Source organism: Shigella sp. SIG6 (genome assembly GCF_053555815.1).
In genome coordinates this window covers 1-26659 of sequence record NZ_JBQZXC010000048.1, presented here as the reverse complement: position 1 = coordinate 26659, position 26659 = coordinate 1, and the positions used below count along the sequence as shown (strand labels likewise).

General features: G+C 52.9%; 14 protein-coding genes and 4 pseudogenes. 11 read left to right on the top strand and 7 right to left on the bottom strand.

All coding sequences use genetic code 11. The features are described 5' to 3' along the window. Positions 1-87 precede the first annotated feature (87 nt). Genes bcsG through bcsE form a run of 3 tightly spaced genes read right to left on the bottom strand, consistent with a single transcriptional unit; the run spans position 88 to position 3511 of the window. Positions 88-1755, bottom strand: a complete 1668-nt coding sequence (gene bcsG, locus ACUU1M_RS10350) for a cellulose biosynthesis protein BcsG (protein WP_000191604.1) — start codon at positions 1753-1755, stop codon at positions 88-90. Continuing rightward, entirely contained in the window at positions 1752-1943 is a 192-nt protein-coding gene (gene bcsF / locus ACUU1M_RS10345; RefSeq protein WP_000988308.1) for a cellulose biosynthesis protein BcsF, read from the bottom strand. Before bcsF ends, bcsG begins: the two co-directional genes overlap by 4 nt. Next, on the bottom strand, positions 1940-3511 hold the full coding sequence (bcsE, locus tag ACUU1M_RS10340; protein ID WP_001204920.1) for a cellulose biosynthesis c-di-GMP-binding protein BcsE: 1572 nt from the start codon (positions 3509-3511) through the stop codon (positions 1940-1942). The genes bcsF and bcsE overlap by 4 nt, the downstream gene beginning before the upstream one ends. 272 nt (positions 3512-3783) lie before the next feature. Here bcsE and bcsR point away from each other — a divergent pair, with 272 nt between their 5' ends. From bcsR to ACUU1M_RS10295, 9 genes and pseudogenes are all read left to right on the top strand, one after another. After that, positions 3784-3972: a cellulose biosynthesis protein BcsR gene (gene bcsR / locus ACUU1M_RS10335; protein ID WP_001063318.1), complete on the top strand. Its 189-nt coding sequence runs from the start codon at positions 3784-3786 to the stop codon at positions 3970-3972. Positions 3973-3983: 11 nt separating this feature from the next. Next, positions 3984-4736, top strand: coding sequence for a cellulose biosynthesis protein BcsQ (gene bcsQ, locus ACUU1M_RS10330; protein ID WP_000279535.1), 753 nt, complete (start codon positions 3984-3986; stop codon positions 4734-4736). Then, positions 4733-7350 (top strand): annotated as a pseudogene (gene bcsA, locus ACUU1M_RS10325) (UDP-forming cellulose synthase catalytic subunit). The gene bcsQ and the pseudogene bcsA overlap by 4 nt, the downstream one beginning before the upstream one ends. 10 nt (positions 7351-7360) lie before the next feature. Further along, a pseudogene (gene bcsB, locus ACUU1M_RS10320) lies at positions 7361-9700 on the top strand (cellulose biosynthesis cyclic di-GMP-binding regulatory protein BcsB). Positions 9701-9706: 6 nt separating this feature from the next. Further along, complete coding sequence (gene bcsZ, locus ACUU1M_RS10315; RefSeq protein ID WP_024260823.1) at positions 9707-10813, top strand: cellulose synthase complex periplasmic endoglucanase BcsZ; 1107 nt, start codon at positions 9707-9709, stop codon at positions 10811-10813. 619 nt (positions 10814-11432) lie between these two features. Then, positions 11433-13124 (top strand): annotated as a pseudogene (gene bcsC / locus ACUU1M_RS10310) (cellulose synthase complex outer membrane protein BcsC). A gap of 81 nt (positions 13125-13205) precedes the next feature. Then, positions 13206-15194 (top strand): biofilm formation regulator HmsP, encoded by a 1989-nt coding sequence (hmsP, locus tag ACUU1M_RS10305; RefSeq protein ID WP_134799732.1) that lies wholly within the window; start codon positions 13206-13208, stop codon positions 15192-15194. 183 nt (positions 15195-15377) lie between these two features. After that, positions 15378-16664, top strand: coding sequence for a C4-dicarboxylate transporter DctC (gene dctA / locus ACUU1M_RS10300; protein ID WP_000858214.1), 1287 nt, complete (start codon positions 15378-15380; stop codon positions 16662-16664). A gap of 220 nt (positions 16665-16884) precedes the next feature. Next, positions 16885-18381, top strand: a complete 1497-nt coding sequence (locus ACUU1M_RS10295) for a M16 family metallopeptidase (protein ID WP_134799731.1) — start codon at positions 16885-16887, stop codon at positions 18379-18381. Between the two features lie 95 nt (positions 18382-18476). On the opposite strand, the gene kdgK is transcribed toward ACUU1M_RS10295, so the two are convergent. Further along, on the bottom strand, positions 18477-19406 hold the full coding sequence (gene kdgK, locus ACUU1M_RS10290) for a 2-dehydro-3-deoxygluconokinase (protein WP_152028881.1): 930 nt from the start codon (positions 19404-19406) through the stop codon (positions 18477-18479). A 231-nt stretch (positions 19407-19637) separates the two neighbouring features. Between kdgK and pdeH the strand changes: the two genes are divergently transcribed. Next, a complete protein-coding gene (gene pdeH / locus ACUU1M_RS10285; protein WP_024260822.1) occupies positions 19638-20405 on the top strand; it encodes a cyclic-guanylate-specific phosphodiesterase in 768 nt (255 codons plus the stop codon). A gap of 69 nt (positions 20406-20474) precedes the next feature. Further along, positions 20475-22534, top strand: a pseudogene (locus ACUU1M_RS10280) (AsmA family protein). Between the two features lie 181 nt (positions 22535-22715). Here the strand turns inward: ACUU1M_RS10280 and ACUU1M_RS10275 are convergent. The 3 genes from ACUU1M_RS10275 to ACUU1M_RS10265 all read right to left on the bottom strand — a co-directional run bounded on the left by ACUU1M_RS10275 (position 22716) and on the right by ACUU1M_RS10265 (position 26410). Further along, the gene (locus tag ACUU1M_RS10275; protein ID WP_001149006.1) at positions 22716-24038 is read right to left on the bottom strand and encodes an MFS transporter; all 1323 of its coding nucleotides are present in this window, start codon (positions 24036-24038) and stop codon (positions 22716-22718) included. A gap of 410 nt (positions 24039-24448) precedes the next feature. After that, the gene (gene yhjD / locus ACUU1M_RS10270) at positions 24449-25462 is read right to left on the bottom strand and encodes an inner membrane protein YhjD (protein ID WP_000191267.1); all 1014 of its coding nucleotides are present in this window, start codon (positions 25460-25462) and stop codon (positions 24449-24451) included. Between the two features lie 48 nt (positions 25463-25510). Next, the gene (locus ACUU1M_RS10265) at positions 25511-26410 is read right to left on the bottom strand and encodes a LysR family transcriptional regulator (RefSeq protein WP_000357791.1); all 900 of its coding nucleotides are present in this window, start codon (positions 26408-26410) and stop codon (positions 25511-25513) included. Between the last annotated feature and the right edge of the window lie 249 nt (positions 26411-26659).

Here is a 26659-nt window from a genome sequence, read left to right as displayed (position 1 = left end):
ACGTGTCATGCGGGCGTCAGGCTGCCGTAATGGCAATTTGCGCCCGGACCAGGCCGCAGGGGTGAAACTCTGCGGCCTTTTTCGTGCTTACTGCGGGTAAGGCACCCAGTCGCCGCCGTTCAGGCGAACGTACGGTTTATCTTGGTATTGAATAACTACTGCATTTGAGTTCTCGGAGACCGGTGCTGTTTGTGGCAACCCACTGGTGAGTTTTTTCCAGTCAACATTGTCTTCGGTGAAAATCTTGCCATCAAGAACGCGAACCACCAGATCGGAGATAGCCAGGAAGCTGCTCGGTTGGTCAATGACAATCGGTGCCCCCTGATGTGGTGCCTTCATGCCGAAGAATTTCACCCCAACGGGGACGTCTGTGATAGACGGGCTAGGGATATCACGTAGGCCAGATACCTGCATTCTGTCGCCCTTCAGCGCGCCGCCGTGTTCCGGCACCACGACCACCATCACTTTACGACCCGATTTCTCCAGTTCAGTAAAGAAGGCGTCCAGTTCATCAAAGAATTTCTGCGCCCGCGCTTTGTAATCCGCTGTTTTGCTGACCCCCGGATAATGGTTGCCGTCATGCAGTGGAAGCGTGTTGTAGAACGTGGCACTACGGCTGTTTTTATCTTTTTCGGTAACGTCCAGCCAGCGGTTAAGCACGGCGGTATCGTCATAAACCGGCGAACCATCAAAGCCCAGCAAAATAACCGGCAGATTTGTTTGATCCATCAATTCAGTCTGCATGCCGCCATTTTCGCGAACTTCTTTCAAAAAACCGCCGAACTGGCCATTATGTCCCATCATCAGGTGCTGGGTAAAGCCCAGTTTCGAAAGGTTATCAAACAGATAGCAGTCGTTATTTGCCGGTTGATACAGATTAGTGTGCGAAGTCTGCCCGCAGCTGGCGCGCACCGCCGGGCCACTGTAGGAGGTGGCGGAGTTAAAGTTCTTGAACTCAATATCGAAATGCGACCACAGTGGATGCGACATCAACCCGGCGGCTTCTATATCCGACCAGGAAAGCGAACAGATGTTAATCACCAGTAGTTCAAATGGCTGAGCATCAGCGGGCAGCGAAGACGGGGAGGTCGATTTACGTTTCGCCTCCGCGTTATAGAAATTATTCAGCCAGGCGTTAAGGTTCGCCGTTGTTGGCGGTGCAGTTTGTGCGGGCATATCACCCACTACCGGTGCGCCACCCGTCGCCGCAACGGTTGCCGCTGCGTTACCACCCGTCGTTGTTACAGTGGTCGTCGGTTGTCCGGCTGGCCACAAGGAGAAACTTGGTCCCGCCAGGGTAAGTACGTTCAGCCATAGCAGTATGGCAACCACAAAAACGGTAATGCGAATCCATTGTGACAGGAATAACCAGGCCACTAATAAAACAAAAATGGCCCCAATCATCTGCCAGTTAATAAAGCGTGTGACAAGGTCGATTAAATAATCGGTACTGAACCCCGCCACCTGCGAACCCTGGCTCATTATGCTTTCCGGGCCAGGCAACCAGGTGTCATGCCAGAACAAAGCAAAGCCGATCGGCAGGGCAATCCAGTGGCGCAAGCGATGCAGGCTGTAACGCGGAATGGGCATCAGCAGAAACGCGGCAAACACCAAATTGAGGAGCGGGTGGAAGTTAAGATATCCCGCCCACAACAGGCCAAACTTAACCAGAAAATAGAAGTTCCAGCCGGAAAGGCCGCGCCAGTATTGCCAGAGGGAAGAAGGCATGGCGGTATTTTGCGTAAATTGAGTCATTTTTTGGTTGCCCTGGCTTTTTCCGTGCGGCGTAACGTCCCGGCCGGTTTAACATAACGAGGTTTAGCAAAGAACAAACGTAAGGTGTCGCGAATGCGTCGCAAAGAGTGCCGCGCCAGATAGCCCAGCGGGAAAAATATCAGTGCGCAAACGACAATAATTTCAATGATATCGCTGATGGTCATCATGATGAGCGCTCCACAGCATCATCTAACAGTCGCATGGGTTCTGGTATTCGTCGCCAGTGGCGACCATCGTGCTCGGCATTGATGACCGGTTTAGAACTTTGCGTTAAAGGCAGCGGCATTCCCCATTGTTCTGGGGCAAGCAGGCGCATCTGCACCAGCTCGGCACTGATTTGATCATCTTCAAACCAGACCATACGGTTTGAGAAAATGTCGCCAGTAGGCAATGGGAAAATATGATTCAACGCGGTATCCAGATCGTTAATCCGACAGAATGAGAGAAACAGCACCAGCCGATTACCGCCAATGGTCATGATATCGCCGGTACGGTTAGGCCGACATAGCGTCAGGGCTTGCTCAACGCGGATACCCGGTACCGGACGTAGGGCAACCAGAACGCCTTTACCGTGGGCAGGCAAGAGAGGGTTATTCATCATGTTGTTGACGGCATTACAGAACACATCCCACTTCTGGAAACCACGCAGTTTGAGCGGCTGGGTCATTGACAGCAAGGTAGTGATATCTTCCGGTACATAGCGACTAAACTTCTGCCCTTGCACGCTTTCGATCATCGTCAGACAACGGGAGAGTGGCGCATTCCACGGAATAACCATATTTGCACCGCAGGCCAATAACAAACGTTCATCGGTGGCGCGCAGGCTAGCGGTATTTTCCCGCACGAGGATTTTCATCGCACTACCGCGCTGGCGACGCAGGGTATGAATGCTGCGGGCCAGTGGCTCGATTTGCGCATTTTGCTGTAAAGAAAAGACCACCGTCGCCGCCTGAGCGGTACGGGCTTCATTGAACAGGACTTCGTTATTGTTGAACAGTTGCCAGTGTTCCGATAGCGGCGGCGCACCTTCCAGTACAGCAACATTACTCAGAATGCGTTTTTCGTCGCTGCGTGGTTGGATCTCCGCCTCTTCGCTTTGAACTAATGTCCAGATACCATTTTGTTGCTGAACGCTAAGCTGCTGACGGGCGCTGACCCCTTTTTCGTTGCACCAGAAGGCAATATCCAGCAAATGTTGGTCACCCTGAAAACGCAAACTGGCAAGACCAAAAAGTGAACGGTATTCCTCAAGCAACAATGAAAATTGTTTATCGTTATTATTTCCGGGATTAATTACCAAAAGCGAACAATGGTTTAACCTGCTCCATTTATTCATTTTATCCAACCATGAGCGAAGCCGCTCGGCAGGAATGTTTTGCCATGCGTTATTTGCGCAAACAAGAATAAAAAGGTAATTATGGGGATCAATAGAACACTGCAAATCACGGGCCAAATAGTATAGACCTTTTTCATGATTTAGCATTGAAAATAATTTTATTTTTTCCGGCCCTTGAGAATCATCTAATTGAAAGATTTTCGCCGGATCGCTGTCCATGCTAATGACCGCGACGTGTGCGGTTTCAGCCTGGGATGCAATTGTTTGATTCGCCAGACTGATAGCATCTTCATGGCGATCGACGTTAAACCACCAGACGCCGCCTGCTGGCATATGTCGCAGCTCATCCCATAATGATGAGATACCGATAGAGAATACAGGGTCCACAATGTCCCTCATGTCACCATTTTGTCTGATTATCAGTTTACTAGCGAAAGCTAAGAAATAAACCTACCATTGAAATTAAAACTTATCAGATTTAGCATGTGAATCAATTTAGAAGGTCACAAGACGTGTGATTTTAGTCTTTTCGTTTTTAACTTTTTCTGTTGCGTAACGGAAAGTCAAAAAGTGAGCAAATTCCCGTCTCGCCGTAAACAATAAACCGGCGAAATGCTCACGGTTAGAATTGTCTCATGAACGGTACGGTTATTTCATAGGGATCAAGCAAAATGAATAACAATGAACCAGATACTCTGCCTGATCCCGCGATAGGCTATATCTTCCAGAATGATATTGTGGCGTTAAAGCAGGCATTTTCACTGCCTGATATTGATTATGCCGATATTTCCCAACGCGAACAGTTGGCCGCGGCATTAAAACGCTGGCCGTTGCTGGCAGAGTTTGCGCAACAAAAGTAGGGGATTGGTGAATGGCCGTACTGGGATTGCAGGGGGTGCGGGGAGGCGTGGGGACAACAACCATCACCGCCGCATTAGCCTGGTCATTACAAATGTTGGGAGAAAATGTCCTGGTGGTCGATGCCTGCCCGGACAACTTGTTGCGCCTGTCATTTAATGTTGATTTTACCCACCGTCAGGGCTGGGCCAGAGCGATGCTGGATGGCCAGGACTGGCGTGACGCTGGGTTGCGCTACACCTCGCAGCTCGATTTGCTGCCTTTTGGTCAGTTATCCATTGAAGAACAAGAAAATCCACAGCACTGGCAAACCCGGCTGAGCGATATTTGCTCCGGCTTACAGCAACTAAAAGCCAGCGGGCGTTACCAGTGGATTTTAATCGACTTACCGCGTGATGCCTCGCAGATAACCCACCAGCTGCTGAGTTTGTGCGAGCACTCGCTGGCAATCGTCAATGTGGATGCCAACTGCCATATCCGACTGCATCAGCAAGCGCTGCCGGATGGCGCACATATTTTGATTAATGACTTCCGTATTGGCAGTCAGGTTCAGGACGATATTTACCAGCTTTGGTTGCAAAGCCAGCGCCGATTACTGCCGATGCTCATTCATCGTGATGAAGCGATGGCTGAATGCCTGGCGGCTAAGCAACCAGTAGGTGAATATCGCAGTGATGCGCTGGCGGCTGAAGAGATACTGACGCTGGCGAACTGGTGCCTGTTGAACTACTCCGGGCTGAAAACGCCAGTCGGGAGTGCATCATGAGTATCCTGACCCGGTGGTTGCTTATCCCGCCGGTCAACGCGCGGCTTATCGGGCGTTATCGCGATTATCGTCGTCACGGTGCGTCGGCTTTCAGCGCGACGCTCGGCTGTTTCTGGATGATCCTGGCCTGGATTTTTATTCCGCTGGAGCACCCGCGCTGGCAGCGTATTCGCGCAGAACATAAGAACCTGTATACGCATATCAACGCCTCGCGTCCGCATCCGCTGGACCCGGTCCGTTATCTCATTCAAACATGCTGGTTATTGATCGGTGCATCGCGCAAAGAAACGCCGAAACCGCGCAGCGGGCATTTTCAGGTCTGCAAAATATTCGTGGACGTTACCATCAATGGATGAACGAACTGCCTGAGCGCGTTAGCCATAAAACACAGCATCTGGATGAAAAAAAAGAGCTCGGTCATTTGAGTGCCGGGGCGCGGCGGTTGATCCTCGGTATCATCGTCACCTTCTCGCTGATTCTGGCGTTAATCTGCGTTACTCAGCCGTTTAACCCGCTGGCGCAGTTTATCTTCCTGATGCTGCTGTGGGGGATAGCGCTGATCGTACGGCGGATGCCGGGGCGCTTCTCGGCGCTAATGTTGATTGTGCTGTCGCTGACCGTTTCTTGCCGTTATATCTGGTGGCGTTACACCTCTACGCTGAACTGGGACGATCCGGTCAGCCTGGTGTGCGGGCTTATTCTGCTCTTCGCTGAAACGTACGCGTGGATTGTGCTGGTGCTCGGCTACTTCCAGGTAGTATGGCCGCTGAATCGTCAGCCGGTGCCATTGCCGAAGGATATGTCGCTGTGGCCGTCAGTGGATATCTTTGTCCCGACTTACAACGAAGATCTCAATGTGGTGAAAAATACCATTTACGCCTCGCTGGGTATCGACTGGCCGAAAGACAAACTGAACATCTGGATCCTCGATGACGGCGGCAGGGAAGAGTTTCGCCAGTTTGCGCAAAACGTGGGGGTGAAATATATCGCCCGCACCACTCATGAACATGCGAAAGCGGGCAACATCAACAATGCGCTGAAATATGCCAAAGGCGAGTTCGTGTCGATTTTCGACTGCGACCACGTACCAACGCGATCGTTCCTGCAAATGACCATGGGCTGGTTCCTGAAAGAGAAACAGCTGGCGATGATGCAGACTCCACACCACTTCTTCTCGCCGGACCCGTTTGAACGCAACCTGGGACGTTTTCGTAAAACGCCGAACGAAGGCACGCTGTTCTATGGTCTGGTGCAGGATGGCAACGATATGTGGGACGCCACTTTCTTCTGCGGTTCCTGTGCGGTGATTCGTCGTAAGCCGCTGGATGAAATTGGCGGCATTGCTGTCGAAACCGTGACTGAAGATGCGCATACTTCTCTGCGTTTGCACCGTCGTGGCTATACCTCCGCGTATATGCGTATTCCGCAGGCGGCGGGGCTGGCGACCGAAAGTCTGTCGGCGCATATCGGTCAGCGTATTCGCTGGGCGCGCGGGATGGTACAAATCTTCCGTCTCGATAACCCGCTCACCGGTAAAGGACTGAAGTTTGCTCAGCGGCTGTGCTACGTCAACGCCATGTTCCACTTCTTGTCGGGCATTCCACGGCTGATCTTCCTGACTGCGCCGCTGGCGTTCCTGCTGCTTCATGCCTACATCATCTATGCGCCAGCGTTGATGATCGCCCTATTCGTGCTGCCGCATATGATCCATGCCAGCCTGACCAACTCGAAGATCCAGGGCAAATATCGCCACTCTTTCTGGAGTGAAATCTACGAAACGGTGCTGGCGTGGTATATCGCACCACCGACGCTGGTGGCGCTGATTAACCCGCACAAAGGCAAATTTAACGTCACCGCCAAAGGTGGACTGGTGGAAGAAGAGTACGTCGACTGGGTGATCTCGCGGCCCTACATCTTCCTTGTTCTACTCAACCTGGTGGGCGTTGCGGTAGGCATCTGGCGCTACTTCTATGGCCCGCCAACCGAGATGCTCACCGTGGTCGTCAGTATGGTGTGGGTGTTCTACAACCTGATTGTTCTTGGCGGCGCAGTTGCGGTATCGGTAGAAAGCAAACAGGTACGCCGATCGCACCGCGTGGAGATGACGATGCCCGCGGCAATTGCCCGCGAAGATGGTCACCTCTTCTCGTGTACCGTTCAGGATTTCTCCGACGGTGGTTTGGGGATCAAGATCAACGGTCAGGCGCAGATTCTGGAAGGGCAGAAAGTGAATCTGTTGCTTAAACGCGGTCAGCAGGAATACGTCTTCCCGACCCAGGTGGCGCGCGTGATGGGTAATGAAGTTGGGCTGAAATTAATGCCGCTCACCACCCAGCAACATATCGATTTTGTGCAGTGTACGTTTGCCCGTGCGGATACATGGGCGCTCTGGCAGGACAGCTACCCGGAAGATAAGCCGCTGGAAAGTCTGCTGGATATTCTGAAGCTCGGCTTCCGTGGCTACCGCCATCTGGCGGAGTTTGCGCCTTCTTCGGTGAAGGGCATATTCCGTGTGCTGACTTCTCTGGTTTCCTGGGTTGTATCGTTTATTCCGCGCCGCCCGGAGCGGAGCGAAACGGCACAACCATCGGATCAGGCTTTGGCTCAACAATGATGATAACGCGATGAAAAGAAAACTATTCTGGATTTGTGCAGTGGCTATGGGGATGAGTGCGTTCCCCTCTTTCATGACGCAGGCGACGCCAGCAACGCAACCACTGATCAATGCTGAGCCAGCTGTAGTCGCCCAGACGGAACAAAATCCGCAGGTGGGGCAAGTGATGTCAGGCGAGCAGGGAGCTGATGCCCCCATCGTGGCGCAGAACGGTCCTTCGCGTGATGTGAAGCTGACCTTTGCGCAAATCGCGCCGCCGCCGGGCAGCATGGTGCTACGTGGTATTAACCCGAACGGCAGCATTGAGTTTGGTATGCGCAGCGATGAAGTGGTGACGAAGGCGATGCTCAACCTCGAATACACGCCATCGCCATCGTTACTGCCTGTCCAGTCGCAGTTAAAGGTTTATCTCAATGATGAGCTGATGGGCGTGCTGCCAGTGACCAAAGAACAGTTGGGTAAAAAAACGCTGGCGCAAATGCCCATTAATCCACTGTTTATTACCGACTTCAACCGTGTGCGGCTGGAGTCTGTCGGCCATTATCAGGACGTGTGCGAAAACCCGGCCAGCACCACGCTTTGGCTGGATGTTGGGCGGAGCAGTAGACTGGATCTGACCTATCAGACCCTGAATGTGAAGAATGACCTGTCACACTTCCCGGTGCCATTCTTTGACCCGCGCGATAACCGTACTAACACCTTGCCGATGGTCTTTGCGGGTGCGCCGGATGTTGGGCTGCAACAAGCATCTGCCATTGTCGCCTCGTGGTTTGGTTCGCGTTCTGGCTGGCGTGGGCAGAACTTCCCGGTGCTCTATAACCAATTGCCGGATCGCAATGCCATTGTCTTTGCAACCAACGACAAACGGCCGGACTTCCTGCGCGATCATCCGGCGGTAAAAGCCCCGGTGATTGAGATGATTAACCATCCGTAGAATCCTTACGTCAAACTGCTGGTGGTGTTTGGTCGTGACGACAAAGACCTGTTGCAGGCAGCGAAAGGTATCGCTCAGGGTAACATTCTGTTCCGTGGTGAAAGCGTGGTAGTGAATGAAGTGAAACCGCTGCTACCGCGTAAGCCGTACGATGCGCCGAACTGGGTACGTACCGATCGTCCGGTCACATTTGGCGAACTGAAAACCTATGAAGAACAGTTACAATCCAGCGGCCTTGAGCCAGCAGCGATTAACGTTTCGCTAAACCTGCCGCCGGATCTCTACCTGATGCGCAGTACCGGCATTGATATGGATATTAATTACCGCTACACCATGCCGCCGGTGAAAGACAGTTCGCGGATGGATATCAGCCTGAATAACCAGTTCCTGCAATCCTTCAACCTGAGCAGCAAACAGGAGGCGAACCGTCTGCTGCTGCGTATTCCGGTATTACAAGGTTTGCTGGATGGCAAAACAGATGTCTCTATTCCGGCGCTGAAACTGGGCGCGACCAACCAGCTGCGCTTCGACTTTGAGTATATGAACCCGATGCCAAGCGGTTCGGTAGATAACTGTATTACCTTCCAGCCGGTGCAGAATCATGTGGTGATTGGTGACGATTCCACCATCGACTTCTCGAAGTATTACCACTTCATCCCGATGCCGGATCTACGCGCCTTTGCTAACGCGGGCTTCCCATTCAGCCGGATGGCGGATCTGTCGCAAACCATCACCGTGATGCCGAAAGCGCCTAACGAAGCACAGATGGAAACGTTGCTGAATACTGTTGGTTTTATCGGCGCACAGACGGGCTTCCCGGCGATTAATCTGACGGTGACCGATGATGGCAGCACCATTCAGGGCAAAGATGCCGACATCATGATCATCGGTGGTATCCCGGACAAACTGAAAGACGATAAGCAGATCGACCTATTGGTGCAGGCGACCGAAAGCTGGGTGAAAACACCGATGCGCCAGACCCCGTTCCCCGGCATTGTGCCGGACGAGAGCGATCGCGCGGCAGAAACCCAGTCAACGCTGACCTCTTCCGGTGCGATGGCGGCGGTGATTGGCTTCCAGTCGCCGTATAACGACCAGCGCAGCGTGATTGCGCTGTTGGCAGATAGCCCACGCGGTTATGAAATGCTTAACGATGCGGTGAACGATAGCGGCAAACGCGCCACCATGTTCGGTTCGGTCGCGGTGATCCGCGAGTCCGGTATCAACAGCCTACGTGTTGGCGACGTTTATTACGTAGGTCATCTGCCGTGGTTCGAGCGCTTGTGGTATGCGCTGGCAAACCATCCGATTCTGCTGGCGGTGCTGGCGGCTATCAGTGTGATATTGCTGGCATGGGTACTGTGGCGTCTGCTGCGAATTATTATTAGTCGTCGTCTTAACCCGGATAACGAGTAATTGAAGATGAATGTGTTGCGTAGTGGAATCGTGACGATGCTGTTGTTGGCTGCCTTTAGTGTTCAGGCAGCCTGTACCTGGCCTGCCTGGGAGCAGTTTAAAAAGGATTACATCAGTCAGGAAGGGCGCGTCATCGACCCCAGCGACGCGCGCAAAATCACCACCTCCGAAGGGCAAAGTTACGGTATGTTCTTTGCCCTGGCGGCTAACGACCGTGCAGCTTTCGATAATATTCTCGACTGGACGCAGAACAATCTCGCTCAGGGTTCTTTAAAAGAACGTTTACCCGCCTGGCTGTGGGGCAAGAAAGAGAACAGTAAGTGGGAAGTGCTGGACAGCAATTCGGCCTCCGATGGTGATGTCTGGATGGTCTGGTCGTTGCTGGAGGCGGGGCGTTTGTGGAAAGAGCAGCGTTATACCGACATCGGCAGCGCGTTGCTAAAACGTATCGCGCGGGAGGAAGTGGTGACGGTGCCTGGGCTGGGTTCCATGCTGTTACCGGGCAAAGTGGGTTTTGCTGAGGATAACAGCTGGCGTTTTAACCCCAGCTACATGCCGCCGACGCTGGCGCAGTATTTCACCCGCTTTGGCGCGCCGTGGACCACGCTGCGCGAAACCAATCAACGTTTATTGCTGGAAACCGCCCCGAAAGGCTTTTCGCCAGACTGGGTGCGCTATGAGAAAGACAAAGGCTGGCAGCTAAAAGCCGAAAAAACATTGATCAGCAGCTACGACGCTATCCGCGTTTACATGTGGGTAGGCATGATGCCTGACAGCGATCCGCAAAAAGCGCGGATGCTCAACCGGTTTAAACCGATGGCGACATTCACTGAGAAAAACGGTTATCCGCCGGAAAAAGTGGATGTGGCTACGGGGAAAGCGCAGGGTAAAGGACCGGTCGGTTTTTCTGCCGCCATGCTGCCTTTTTTACAAAACCGCGATGCGCAGGCAGTTCAGCGCCAGCGCGTGGCCGATAACTTTCCCGGCAGCGATACCTATTACAACTATGTGCTGACCCTGTTTGGACAAGGCTGGGATCAACACCGTTTCCGCTTCTCGACAAAAGGTGAGTTATTACCTGACTGGGGCCAGGAATGCGCAAATTCACACTAAACATATTCACGCTTTCCCTCGGTCTGGCCGTCATGCCGATGGTCGAGGCAGCACCAACCATCAGCAGACCCTGCGGATGGACAGCGGCAACACTAATGCCGTGCGCGGGCTGGCGAATATTTACCGCCAGCAGTCGCCAGAAAAAGCTGAAGCGTTTATCGCCTCGCTCTCTGCCAGCCAGCGGCGCAGCATTGATGATATCGAACGCAGCCTGCAAAACGACCGTCTGGCACAGCAGGCAGAGGTACTGGAAAACCAGGGCAAATGGGCGCAGGCGGCAGCACTTCAGCGGCAACGACTGGCGCTGGACCCCGGCAGCGTATGGATTACTTACCGACTTTCGCAGGATCTCTGGCAGGCCGGACAACGCAGCCAGGCCGATACGTTAATGCGCAATCTGGCGCAGCAGAAGCCGAACAACCCGGAGCAGGTTTACGCTTACGGGCTGTACCTCTCAGGTCACAACCAGGACAGAGCGGCGCTGGCGCATATCAACAGCCTGCCGCGCGCGCAGTGGAACAGCAATATTCAGGAGCTGGTTAATCGACTGCAAAGCGATCAGGTGCTGGAAACCGCTAATCGCCTGCGAGAAAGCGGCAAAGAGGCTGAAGCGGAAGCGATGCTGCATCAGCAACCACCTTCCACGCGTATTGACCTCACGCTGGCTGACTGGGCGTAACAACGACGTGATTACACCGCCGCCCGCACTGCATATCAGAATGTCCTGACGCGGGAGCCAACTAACGCCGATGCCATTCTTGGTCTGACGGAAGTGGATATTGCTGCCGGTGACAAAGCGGCGGCACGTAGCCAGCTAGCGAAACTGCCTGCCACCGATAACACCTCGCTGAACACTCAGCGGCGCGTGGCGCTGGCACAGGCGCAGCTTGGAGATACCGCAGCGGCGCAGCAGACGTTTAATAAGTTGATCCCGCAGGCAAAATCTCAGCCACCGTCGATGGAAAGCGCAATGGTGCTGCGCGACGGTGCGAAGTTTGAAGCGCAGGCGGGCGATCCAAAGCAGGCGCTGGAAACCTACAAAGACGCCATGGTCGCATCCGGTGTGACTACGACGCGTCCGCAGGATAACGACACCTTTACCCGACTGACCCGTAACGACGAGAAAGATGACTGGCTGAAACGCGGCGTGCGCAGCGATGCGGCAGACCTCTATCGCCAGCAGGATCTTAACGTCACCCTTGAGCACGATTACTGGGGTTCGAGCGGCACCGGTGGTTACTCCGATCTGAAAGCGCACACTACCATGTTGCAGGTGGATGCGCCGTATTCTGACGGGCGGATGTTCTTTCGCAGTGATTTCGTCAATATGAACGTCGGCAGTTTCTCCACTAATGCCGATGGCAAATGGGATGACAACTGGGGCACCTGTACATTACAGGACTGTAGCGGCAACCGCAGCCAGTCGGATTCCGGTGCCAGCGTGGCGGTCGGCTGGCGAAATGACGTCTGGAGCTGGGATATCGGTACCACGCCGATGGGCTTCAACGTGGTGGATGTGGTCGGCGGCATCAGTTACAGCGATGATATCGGGCCGCTGGGTTACACCGTTAACGCCCACCGTCGGCCCATCTCCAGTTCTTTGCTGGCCTTTGGTGGGCAAAAAGACTCCCCGAGCAATACCGGGAAAAAATGGGGTGGCGTACGTGCCGACGGTGTGGGGCTAAGTCTGAGCTACGATAAAGGTGAAGCAAACGGCGTCTGGGCATCGCTTAGTGGCAACCAGTTAACCGGTAAAAATGTCGAAGATCACTGGCGCGTGCGCTGGATGACGGGCTATTACTATAAGGTCATTAACCAGAACAATCGCCGCGTCACAATCGGCCTGAACAACATGATCTGGCATTACGACAAAGATCTGAGTGGCTACTCACTCGGTCAGGGCGGTTACTACAGTCCGCAGGAATACCTGTCGTTTGCCATACCGGTGATGTGGCGGGAGCGCACGGAAAACTGGTCGTGGGAGCTGGGGGCGTCTGGCTCGTGGTCGCATTCACGCACCAAAACCATGCCGCGTTATCCGCTGATGAATCTGATCCCGACCGACTGGCAGGAAGAAGCTGCGCGGCAATCCAACGATGGCGGCAGCAGTCAGGGCTTCGGCTACACGGCGCGGGCATTACTTGAACGACGTGTTACTTCCAACTGGTTTGTTGGCACGGCAATTGATATCCAGCAGGCGAAAGATTACGCACCCAGCCATTTCCTGCTCTACGTACGTTATTCCGCCGCCGGATGGCAGGGTGACATGGATTTACCGCCGCAGCCGCTGATACCTTACGCCGACTGGTAAGTTTTCAGATAGCGCCTCTCTTAATGCCGCTGCGATCGGGTATACTCGGGCGGCAATCTGGGATTTCCGGGGGGAGACAATTTGCGCGTAAGTCGCTCGTTAACAATCAAGCAGATGGCAATGGTGGCAGCCGTTGTCCTGGTGTTCGTTTTTATTTTTTGCACCGTTTTGCTGTTCCATCTGGTCCAGCAGAATCGCTATAACACGGCTACGCAACTGGAAAGCATTGCTCGCTCTGTCCGCGAACCCTTATCTTCAGCTATTTTGAAAGGCGATATTCCCGAAGCGGAAGCTATTCTTGCCAGCATTAAACCGGCAGGCGTGGTCAGCCGTGCCGATGTAGTGCTGCCTAACCAGTTCCAGGCGCTGCGTAAAAGTTTTATTCCAGAGCGTCCGGTGCCGGTAATGGTTACTCGCCTGTTTGAGCTACCGGTTCAAATCTCGCTGGGCGTCTACTCGCTCGAACGTCCGGCAAATCCGCAGCCAATAGCCTATCTGGTGCTACAGGCGGATTCCTTCCGTATGTATAAGTTCGTGATGAGCACTCTCTCAACGTTAGTGACCATTTACTTACTTTTGTCGCTTATCCTGACCGTCGCCATCAGCTGGTGCATTAACCGCCTGATTTTGCATCCGTTACGCAATATTGCTCGCGAACTTAACGCCATCCCAGCCCAGGAGCTTGTTGGTCACCAACTGGCATTACCGCGTCTGCATCAGGACGATGAAATCGGTATGTTGGTGCGCAGTTACAACCTCAACCAGCAATTGCTCCAGCGCCATTATGAAGAACAGAACGAAAATGCGATGCGCTTCCCGGTGTCGGATTTGCCGAACAAAGCCTTGCTGATGGAGATGCTGGAGCAGGTTGTCGCGCGTAAACAAACCACCGCGCTGATGATCATCACCTGTGAAACCCTGCGTGATACTGCGGGCGTGCTGAAAGAGACGCAACGAGAAATTCTGCTGCTGACGCTGGTGGAAAAACTCAAATCGGTACTGTCGCCACGTATGATCCTCGCGCAGATTAGCGGTTATGACTTTGCTGTCATTGCCAACGGTGTACAGGAACCGTGGCACGCAATCACTTTGGGTCAGCAAGTACTCACTATCATGAGCGAGCGCCTGCCGATTGAACGTATTCAACTCCGTCCGCACTGTAGCATTGGCGTGGCGATGTTCTACGGCGATCTCACCGCCGAACAGCTTTACAGTCGCGCTATTTCTGCGGCATTTACCGCTCGCCATAAAGGCAAGAATCAGATTCAGTTCTTTGATCCGCAGCAGATGGAAGCAGCCCAGAAGCGGTTGACGGAAGAGAGCGATATCCTTAATGCACTGGAAAATCATCAGTTTGCAATTTGGTTACAGCCACAGGTCGAGATGACCAGCGGTAAACTGGTCAGTGCGGAAGTGTTACTGCGTATCCAGCAACCGGATGGCAGTTGGGACCTGCCGGATAGCTTAATCGATCGCATTGAGTGCTGTGGGCTGATGGTTACCGTCGGTCACTGGGTGCTGGAAGAGTCCTGTCGATTGCTTGCAGCCTGGCAAGAGCGCGGCATTATGCTGCCCTTGTCGGTAAACCTCTCTGCGCTGCAACTGATGCACCCGAATATGGTGGCGGATATGCTGGAACTGTTAACCCGCTATCGCATTCAGCCGGGAACACTGATTCTGGAAGTGACAGAAAGCCGACGTATTGACGACCCTCATGCTGCGGTGGCAATCCTCCGTCCGCTGCGCAATGCCGGAGTTCGGGTGGCGCTGGATGATTTCGGCATGGGCTACGCAGGGCTGCGTCAGCTGCAGCATATGAAATCGTTGCCAATCGACGTACTGAAAATCGACAAAATGTTTGTTGAAGGCTTGCCGGAAGATAGCAGCATGATTGCTGCAATTATCATGCTGGCGCAGAGCCTGAACTTACAAATGATTGCCGAAGGCGTGGAGACTGAAGCACAACGAGACTGGCTGGCAAAAGCGGGCGTTGGTATTGCCCAGGGCTTCCTTTTTGCTCGCCCACTCCCTATTGAAATCTTCGAAGAGAGTTACCTGGAAGAAAAGTAGCTCCCCCAAACTGATTACAAAACTTTAAAAAGTGCTGGTTTGTGCGAGCCAGCTCAAACTTTTTAACCTTTTTGTTTCAATTATGATCCAGGTACATTTCTGTGATGTTGTCTGGGTGTTATTTTAAGGCCGCAGGTACCCCCATAACCTTACAAGACCTGTGGTTTTACTAAAGGACACCCTATGAAAACCTCTCTGTTTAAAAGCCTTTACTTTCAGGTCCTGACAGCGATAGCCATTGGTATTCTCCTTGGCCATTTCTATCCTGAAATAGGCGAGCAAATGAAACCGCTTGGCGACGGCTTCGTTAAGCTCATTAAGATGATCATCGCTCCTGTCATCTTTTGTACCGTCGTAACGGGCATTGCGGGCATGGAAAGCATGAAGGCGGTCGGTCGTACCGGCGCAGTCGCACTGCTTTACTTTGAAATTGTCAGTACCATCGCGCTGATTATTGGTCTTATCATCGTTAACGTCGTGCAGCCTGGTGCCGGAATGAACGTCGATCCGGCAACGCTTGATGCGAAAGCGGTAGCGGTTTACGCCGATCAGGCGAAAGACCAGGGCATTGTCGCCTTCATTATGGATGTCATCCCGGCGAGCGTCATTGGCGCATTTGCCAGCGGTAACATTCTGCAGGTGCTGCTGTTTGCCGTACTGTTTGGTTTTGCGCTCCACCGTCTGGGCAGCAAAGGCCAACTGATTTTTAACGTGATCGAAAGTTTCTCGCAGGTCATCTTCGGCATCATCAATATGATCATGCGTCTGGCACCTATTGGTGCGTTCGGGGCAATGGCGTTTACCATCGGTAAATACGGCGTCGGCACACTGGTGCAACTGGGGCAGCTGATTATCTGTTTCTACATTACCTGTATCCTGTTTGTGGTGCTGGTATTGGGTTCAATCGCTAAAGCGACTGGTTTCAGTATCTTCAAATTTATCCGCTACATCCGTGAAGAACTGCTGATTGTACTGGGGACTTCATCTTCCGAGTCGGCGCTGCCGCGTATGCTCGACAAGATGGAGAAACTCGGCTGCCGTAAATCGGTGGTGGGGCTGGTCATCCCGACAGGCTACTCGTTTAACCTTGATGGCACATCGATATACCTGACAATGGCGGCGGTGTTTATCGCCCAGGCCACTAACAGTCAGATGGATATCGTCCACCAAATCACGCTGTTAATCGTGTTGCTGCTTTCTTCTAAAGGGGCGGCAGGGGTAACGGGTAGTGGCTTTATCGTGCTGGCGGCGACGCTCTCTGCGGTGGGCCATTTGCCGGTAGCAGGTCTGGCGCTGATCCTCGGTATCGACCGCTTTATGTCAGAAGCTCGTGCGCTAACTAACCTGGTCGGTAACGGCGTAGCGACCATTGTCGTTGCTAAGTGGGTGAAAGAACTGGACCACAAAAAACTGGACGATGTGCTGAATAATCGTGCGCCGGATGGCAAAACGCACGAATTATCCTCTTAATCTCACCACTTATGCCCGCACTCCCTTCCCCGAGTGCGGGTGTTTGCGCATAATTGACCCCTGTGCCTGAACTTACCACCTGGGTGAGTTCAGGTTTATTTCACTTCTTCCGTGACATTTTCATGTTCTTGCGGTCTAACACGAAGTGTTTTTAACGTCATTTAGACTGACCGACAACGGGCAGTTTTTTTATTACCAGGATAGTTGATCAGGGGTTCACATGCAGGGCATAAAAATTCGACTTTTAGCGGGCGGTTTGCTGATGATGGCCACTGCTGGCTATGTGCAGGCAGATGCGCTCCAGCCTGATCCAGCATGGCAACAGGGGACGCTTTCCAACGGTTTACAGTGGCAAGTGCTGACCACCCCCCAGCGTCCCAGCGATCGTGTTGAAATTCGCCTGCTGGTTAATACCGGTTCGCTCGCCGAAAGTACACAACAGAGCGGTTACAGTCACGCCATCCCTCGTATTGCGCTAACGCAAAGCGGTGGCCTTGACGCAGCACAGGCGCGTTCATTGTGGCAGCAGGGGATCGACCCTAAACGCCCGATGCCGCCGGTAATTGTCTCTTATGACACCACGCTGTTTAATCTGAGTTTGCCCAATAACCGTAACGATTTGCTGAAAGAAGCGCTCTCTTATCTGGCAAATGCCACTGGCAAATTGACCATCACACCAGAAACCATCAACCACGCGCTGCAAAGTCAGGACATGGTGGCAACCTGGCCTGCCGATACTAAAGAGGGCTGGTGGCGCTATCGTCTGAAAGGGTCAACCTTGTTAGGTCACGATCCTGCCGATCCGCTGAAACAACCCGTTGAAGCGGAAAAAATTAAAGATTTCTATCAGAAATGGTACACCCCGGATGCAATGACGCTACTGGTGGTGGGAAACGTGGATGCGCGCTCGGTTGTCGACCAAATCAACAAAACGTTTGGCGAACTGAAAGGCAAACGTGAAACGCCAGCTCCGGTGCCGACGCTTTCTCCGCTGCGTGCGGAAGCGGTGAGTATTATGACTGACGCGGTGCGTCAGGACCGGTTATCTATCATGTGGGATACGCCGTGGCAGCCGATTCGTGAATCAGCCGCACTGCTGCGCTACTGGCGTGCGGACCTGGCCCGCGAGGCGCTGTTCTGGCATGTTCAGCAAGCGTTAAGCGCCAGTGACAGCAAAGACATCGGTCTTGGATTTGACTGCCGTGTGCTGTATCTGCGTGCGCAGTGTGCCATCAACATCGAATCACCAAACGACAAGCTGAACAGCAACCTTAATCTGGTGGCGCGTGAACTGGCGAAGGTTCGCGATAAAGGTCTGCCGGAAGAAGAGTTCAATGCGTTAGTGGCGCAAAAGAAACTGGAGCTGCAGAAACTGTTTGCCGCCTATGCACGGGCTGATACCGATATTCTGATGGGCCAGCGGATGCGTTCGTTGCAAAATCAGGTCGTCGATATCGCGCCGGAGCAGTATCAGAAACTGCGGCAGGATTTCCTTAACAGCCTGACTGTGGAGATGTTAAATCAGGATCTGCGTCAGCAGTTGTCGAATGATATGGCGTTAATACTGCTGCAGCCGAAAGGCGAGCCGGAATTTAACATGAAAGCGTTGCAGGCGGCCTGGGATCAAATCATGGCCCCATCTACCGCCGCTGCGACCACCTCTGTCGCCACGGATGACGTACATCCTGAAGTGACGGATATTCCATCTGCACAGTAATGCCTGATGGTGATGAGTTAGCACAACCATCAGGTATTTATGGATGAGCTGGATAGAGGGGTAACACTTTATCCAGCCTTTTGCATATGCTGCGTTTACGCTGGCATCACCTCACGCGGGATAATCGCGCCGCGATACTGAATAACGGTACTTGCGGTCAGGTGCCCGCGTTTCGCCGCGTTTTCCGCACTGCCGCCCGTCAAACGTACCGCCAGATAACCGGCGCTGAAAGAGTCGCCAGCTGCGGTGGTATCGATCACTTTTTCTTTCGGCAGTTTCACCGCCGGAACATCAACTAACGCTTCACCAGCAATGGACACCAGGCAAGAATCCGCCCCGCGTTTCACCACCACTTCTTTCACGCCTGCGTTATGGGTGCGCGCAATGACGTCTTCCACCGGCTGTTGACCCCACAGCGCATCTTCGTCGTCCAGCGTCAGGAAAGCGATATCCGTGCATTCCAGCATTTGCTGGTACACCTGCTGTGTCTCTTCTTTGCTGGCCCACAGGCGCGGACGATAGTTATTGTCGAAAATCACTTTTCCGCCTTTGGCGCGGCATTCGCGCAGCAGGGAAAGCAGCTTTTCGCGGCTGGTCGGGCTTAAGATCGCCAGGCTAATCCCGCTCAGGTAGAGATAATCGAAATTCGCCAGCTCTTCGCAAATCGCCGCAGACTGCTCGCTCGCCAGCCAGAATTTGGCGGCGGCTTCGTTACGCCAGTAGTAGAACGTACGTTCGCCGGTGCTGTCGGTTTCAATGTAGTAAAGGCCCGGAAGACGGTTTTCCATCCGTTGGGTCAGGGAAGTATCAACGTTCTCGCCGTGCCAGGCGTCCAGCATCTGCTGGCTAAAACTGTCCGTTCCCAGCGCCGTTACGTAATGAACGGTTAATGCCGCAGGATCGACCTGACGGGCGATATAGACGGAAGTGTTCAGGGTATCGCCGCCGAAACCGCGCTTAACGTCCGCGCCTTTCTCGGAAAGCTCAATCATGCATTCGCCAATCACGGCAATCTTTTTGGACATAGTCGTGAACCTGATCTGTAAAAAATTAGCGTTAGTTTGCGCTGTGGTGGTTTGCTGGTCAACCATATTAAAACAGTGTTCCATTATTTTTTTGAGCCAGAACGTATTCCTGAAAGATTCCGTTGTGGAGTGAGGAAATTTACCCCGGCCAGGCGGTAAAGTTCTGCCCTTACGCGCCGATAATCTTTGTCGAGTCTGGGCAGCATCACTTTTAAACACAGGACATCTTTGATGATAAGGCAGGTTATCCAGCGAATAAGCAACCCTGAAGCAAGCATCGAGAGCTTGCAGGAACGGCGTTTTTGGTTGCAGTGTGAGCGTGCTTACACCTGGCAGCCGATCTATCAAACATGCGGGCGGTTAATGGCCGTGGAGCTATTAACGGTGGTCACGCATCCCTTGAACCCTTCGCAACGCCTGCCGCCGGATCGCTATTTTACTGAAATCACCGTCAGCCATCGGATGGAGGTTGTGAAAGAGCAGATTGATTTGCTGGCGCAAAAAGCCGACTTCTTTGTAGAGCACGGCCTGCTGGCATCGGTCAATATTGATGGCCCTATGCTCATCGCCCTGCGTCAGCAACCAAAAATCCTGCGCCAGATTGAGCGTCTTCCCTGGCTGCGTTTCGAACTGGTGGAGCATATCCGTCTGCCGAAAGATTCAACCTTTGCCTCGATGTGTGAATTTGGCCCGCTGTGGCTGGATGATTTTGGTACCGGGATGGCAAATTTCTCTGCACTAAGTGAAGTGCGTTATGACTACATCAAAATCGCGCGAGAACTGTTTGTGATGCTGCGTCAGTCGCCGGAAGGCCGCACACTCTTTTCTCAGCTTTTACATCTAATGAATCGCTATTGTCGCGGGGTGATTGTCGAGGGCGTAGAAACACCGGAAGAGTGGCGTGATGTTCAGAACTCGCCCGCATTCGCCGCACAAGGCTGGTTTCTTTCACGCCCGGCACCGATGGAAACGCTGAATACGGCGGTTCTGGCGCTATAAGCTGCCTCATTTTCCGCCGGGCTGGACTATCTTTAGGACTGGCACAGGAAGAATATGAGGAAGCGAACGATGAGCAAGGCAGGCAAAATAACCGCTGCGATTTCAGGGGCTTTCTTGTTGTTGATTGTCGTGGCGATCATTTTGATTGCAACTTTTGACTGGAATCGACTCAAACCGACCATCAACCAGAAAGTCTCTGCGGAGTTGAATCGTCCGTTCGCTATCCGTGGCGATCTGGGCGTGGTGTGGGAGCGGCAAAAACAAGAAACTGGCTGGCGCAGCTGGGTGCCGTGGCCTCATGTACATGCAGAAGACATCATTCTTGGTAATCCACCGGATATTCCCGAAGTCACGATGGTGCATTTGCCGCGAGTAGAGGCAACGCTGGCACCGCTGGCGCTGCTGACCAAAACGGTCTGGCTGCCGTGGATCAAGCTCGAAAAGCCCGACGCGCGCCTGATTCGCCTCTCTGAAAAGAACAATAACTGGACGTTTAATCTTGCCAACGATGACAACAAAGACGCGAATGCAAAGCCGTCGGCATGGTCGTTTCGGCTGGATAATATTCTTTTCGATCAGGGCGGATCGCCATTGATGACAAAGTAAGCAAAGCGGATCTGGAAATTTTTGTTGATCCGTTAGGCAAGCCGCTGCCATTCAGCGAAGTTACTGGATCGAAAGGTAAAGCGGATAAAGAAAAGGTGGGCGATTACATTTTTGGCCTGAAGGCGCAGGGACGTTATAACGGTGAACCGCTCACGGGTACGGGAAAAATAGGCGGTATGCTGGCGCTGCGTGGCGAAGGGACGCCGTTTCCGGTACAGGCTGATTTCCGTTCAGGTAATACCCGTGTTGCTTTTGATGGCGTCGTGAATGACCCAATGAAGATGGGCGGTGTCGATTTACGGCTTAAATTTTCTGGCGATTCACTGGGTGATCTCTATGAACTGACGGGCGTTCTGCTGCCCGATACCCCGCCGTTTGAAACGGATGGTCGGCTGGTAGCGAAAATCGACACTGAAAAATCGTCGGTCTTTGATTATCGCGGTTTTAATGGGCGAATTGGCGATAGCGATATCCACGGTTCTCTGGTCTACACCACCGGAAAGCCACGACCAAAACTGGAAGGTGATGTCGAGTCGCGGCAATTGCGGCTGGCGGACCTGGGACCGTTGATTGGCGTTGATTCCGGGAAAGGGGCAGAAAAGTCGACACGGTCTGAACAGAAGAAGGGCGAAAAAAGCGTTCAGCCTGCGGGCAAAGTGCTGCCTTATGACCGCTTCGAAACCGATAAATGGGACGTTATGGATGCCGATGTTCGCTTCAAAGGGCGGCGCATTGAGCATGGCAGTAGCCTGCCGATTAGCGATCTTTCTACTCATATCATCCTCAAAAATGCTGACCTGCGCCTGCAACCGCTGAAATTTGGCATGGCGGGCGGCAGCATTGCGGCGAATATTCATCTGGAAGGCGATAAAAAGCCGATGCAGGGGCGGGCAGATACTCAGGCTCGTCGACTGAAACTGAAAGAACTGATGCCCGATGTGGAACTGATGCAGAAGACGCTGGGGGAAATGAACGGTGACGCGGAACTACGCGGTAGCGGTAACTCGGTGGCGGCGCTTTTAGGCAACAGTAACGGCAACCTGAAACTGTTGATGAATGACGGGCTGGTGAGCCGCAACCTGATGGAGATTGTTGGGCTGAATGTCGGCAACTACATTGTCGGTGCGATATTTGGTGACGATGAGGTGCGGGTGAACTGCGCGGCGGCGAATCTGAATATTGCCAACGGCGTGGCGCGCCCGCAGATTTTTGCTTTCGATACTGAGAACGCGTTGATTAATGTTACCGGCACGGCAAGTTTTGCTTCGGAACAGCTGGATTTGACTATTGATCCGGAGAGTAAAGGGATTCGGATTATCACACTGCGTTCGCCGCTGTATGTGCGTGGGACGTTTAAAAATCCGCAGGCTGGGGTGAAAGCCGGACCGCTGATTGCCCGTGGTGCTGTTGCTGCGGCACTGGCAACGCTGGTAACACCGGCGGCGGCGTTACTGGCACTGATCTCACCTTCCGAAGGGGAGGCTAATCAGTGTCGGACGATATTGTCGCAGATGAAGAAGTGATGATAATTGCCGGATGTCTGACATCCGGCAATTAAACAGATTTAGATTTTTGGCAAAGTGTGCTTTGTTCATGCCGGATGCGGCGTGAACGCCTTATCCGGCCTACAAATCCTTGTGAATTCAATATATTGTATGGAAATTCAGTCCTGATAAGCGTAGCGCATCAGGCTTTTCACACTTATTACAACGACTGATGTCGCGTCTCATGGGTCAGCAGCAGGGCGATTAACGTCAAGCCAGCCATCGCCGCCAGATATAACCCCACCGCACCTAACCCGTAGTTAGCCTGCAACCAGGCTGCGATATACGGCGCAACGGAAGCCCCGAGAATCGACGATACGTTGTAAGAGAACGATGCTCCGGTGTAACGCACTTCTGTCGGAAACAGCTCTGGTAACAGCGCACCCATCGGCCCGAAGGTCAGCCCCATCAGACTTAACCCCAGCAGCAGGAAGGCAAAAACCAGAATCGGGTTGCCAGAACCGAGCAGCGGGTTAAAGGCGAACAGCGCGAACAGGATGATCAGCGTGGTGATGATCACCATGCTTTTACGGCGACCAAAGGCATCAGCCAGTAATCCGGCGACTGGCACCATCACGCCAAAACCAATAACTGCCATCATCAGCATCCACAACACTTCGTTACGCGGCAGGCCAAGCCCAACTGGCGCGGCGGCGGTACTGAAGGTCATAGAGTAGACCGTCATGATGTAAAACAGCGTATAGGTTGCCAGCATAATGAACGTACCCAGTACGGTTACGCGAACATGTTTGGTCAGCAGCGTACCCAGCGGGATCTTCACCTGTTTTTTCGCTTTAGCGACTTTCTCAAACACCGGCGACTCATGCAGCGACACGCGAACATACAGGCCGATAATGACCAGCACCGCCGAGAAGATAAATGGCACACGCCAGCCCCAGCTCATAAACTGCTCATCGGTCAGTAGCCAGGAAAGCAGCAAGAAAGTGCCGTTGGCAAAGAAGAAGCCAATCGGTGCGCCTAGCTGTGGGAAGGAGCCATACAGTGCACGTTTGCGCGGTGGGGCGTTTTCAGTCGCCAGCAGCGCCGCGCCGCCCCATTCACCGCCTAAGCCCAGACCCTGACCAAATCGAGCCAGCGCCAGCAGCAGTGGGGCGAAAATACCAATCGTGGCATAGCCCGGCAGCAGACCAATCACCACGGTCGAAATCCCCATCGTTAGCAACGAGGCGACCAGCGTCGCTTTACGCCCAACGCGATCGCCAAAATGACCAAAAACGGCAGAGCCAATGGGGCGCGCGACGAAGGCGATGGCGAAGGTGGCGAGCGACTGTAGCGTTGCTGCCGTTGGATCGCCCTGCGGGAAGAAGATATGCGGAAACACAATAACGGCCGCAGTGGCGTAAATGTAAAAGTCGAAGAACTCAATGGCCGTGCCAATGAGAGAGGCGACAAGGACTTTATTACGCGAGTTGATCGGCGTGTATTCTTGTTCGTGGTCGAGTGTTGTGGCTGTTGCTTGCATAATCTTTTCTTATTTTTTGGCTAACGAATAGCCATATTACGCACAGCAAAAGTGATATTTCAATGTGTAACAAATCGCGGAAATGGTCAAAAACCAGGCAAAAAGGGGATAATGTTTAGGCCAGTGATTTTTCTTCTATGAAATGCTTCACATAATTTTATAAATAGTGGATAAAACTGGTTTCAGGTTAAATAAAAGTTACCAACTGGATTTATATGCTGGGGTTATGAGTTGGAGTGAAATTGTTTGCTCCCAAATAGATGGCTGAAGAGGCTCTGGGGAAGAGTTTCAAGAGGTTATGTGCGCATTATAGCCGGATGCGATGCTGGCGCATCTTATCCGGCCTACGGGGAGCCAGGCCGAATAAAATCGTATGCCGGATAAGGCGTTTACGCCGCATCCGGCCTATTTTAAGGCTGCGTTTTCCCTGGCATTCGCGGGTCGTCTTTATATTCGGCGGTGGCAATCCACGCCGCGCAAAACAGCGTCAAACGGGCGAAGAAGTAGAAAAATGCCATCAGCCCCAGCACGGAACCAAATGCTGCGCCAGAGGGGGATTTCATCAGCGATGGCAGGGTGTAGGTCATCACGATTTTAATCACTTCAAAACCAATAGCAGCCAGAAATGTTCCGCGAATCAGGGCTTTTTTGCGCGGACGGTGGCGCGGCAACCGCCAGAAGATCCAGAAGAAAAGCAGATAGTTGGCGAAGATGGAAATCGCCAGGCCAATCAATCGCCACGTCGGTTTCAGCCACTCAATGCTGTTCAGGTGCAGGGCGCTAATAATCATTTGCTGCGCCGAACCGGCAACCGAGGTGATCGAAAGCGTCACAATCAGCGCAATCAACAAACCAATCAGTGAAATAAAATCACGCAGATATTTTACCCAGAACTTCTCCTGATCTTGCGGCGAGCGTTCCCAGACATCGCGCGACTGGGCACGAATCGCTTCACGCAGGTTACCCATCCAGTTGATGCCGGAATAAAGTGCCACCGCCAGGCCGACAAGCCCTACAGTCGTACGCTGCTGAACGGCGGTGTTGATGGTGTTTTTCAACGTGGCGGCTAGTGTCGGATCGCTGATGTTTTGCAGAATTTTGTCGAAGATATCCTGTAGCAACATCGGATGGGAGGCCAGCACAAAGCCCCCTGTGGCAAACGACACCATCAAAATCGGGATCATCGACAAAAATGAGAAATAGGTGATAGCCGCACCAAACTGGTTACCCAGCCGATCGTTAAAGCGTTCTGTCGCGCGAATAAGGTGCGCAATAACCGGTTGACGTTGGACTTTTTCGGCAGTGGTGGTGACGGTTTCCAGCGCCTGGCTAACTTTGCCGCCTTTCTCGCTATTATCCAACTGCTTAATCGGCTCGTGCTCCAGATCCTGGGTGGGACGTTTGATCTCGTTTTCCTGCGTCATCCGCTCTTTTGTCCTTCTGTCGTGGTCATTCTTAAAAAGTATAGTCGGTCAGTCCAGGTGCTCTTTCATTACGCCAGCCAGCCACTGCATAAACAGGTTTACACGCCGGGAAAGCTCCCGACGCTGCGGGTAAACCAGCGAAAGGGAGAGCGGCTCGGCACGGTAGCCTGGCAACACTTCAATAAGCCGCCCGGCACGCAGGGCTTCGCGCACGGCAATGCGCGGGATCTGAATAATCCCCAGACCGGCAAGACCGGCGGCGAGATAGTTTTCGCTACTGTTTACCGTCAACATGCCGCCAGACTTAAACCACTGGACGCCATTAACGCTGGCAACCTCAAAACCTAACGGATGTACACCCAGGTGCGGTGTATAACGCACTATTGCGTGTGAAGTCAGATCATCGGGGCTTTGCGGATAACCAAAGCGCGTCAGATAGTGCGGACTGGCACAGTTGACCATGGTTAGTTTGCCGAGGGGACGGGCGATAACTCCATCTTCCGGTAACGCGCCAGTGCGTATCACGCAATCAAAACCATCATGAAGAATATCTACCGGACGGTTATGGCTACTCAGTTCCAGCTCAATTCCCGGATGCTGATAGAGAAATTCCGACAGACGCGGCAGTAACAGGTTTTTCGCGATTCCTGACGGGATGTCGATGCGTAATTTACCGCTGATACTGGTGGCATCCTGTTGAAACAGACCGTCCAGTTCGCTGAGATTACTCAACACATCTTTTGCCCGTTGATAATAGGTCATGCCTTCTGGCGTGAGTTTGACCCGTCGCGTAGTGCGCTGGAGAAGCTGGGTGCCAAGTTGATGTTCCAGTGCCTGTATCTGGCGCGAAACACTTCCCTTTGGCAAAGCAAAGAAATCCGCCGCGCGGGAAAAACTTTCCAGCTCCGCGACTTTGATGAACAACTGCATTGCGTGAATTTTATCCATTTCTTTGACCGATTGTTGTTCACAGCGAAACAGTAATGCGCATATCGCATTGTTTATTGTTTTTTCTAACATCTAATGCCGGGTTTCACAATGTTGTCATGACGAATGTGGCGATTTCTCAGCAGGAAAAGGGCGGAATAGCTTTATGAGAAAGGTGAATCCCCTTAAACAGAGCGTATTTTTCAGTGATTCCCTTTAAAGTGAATAGAGGACGTATTGGCTATTTGTGCTTATTTTTGTCTCATTGCC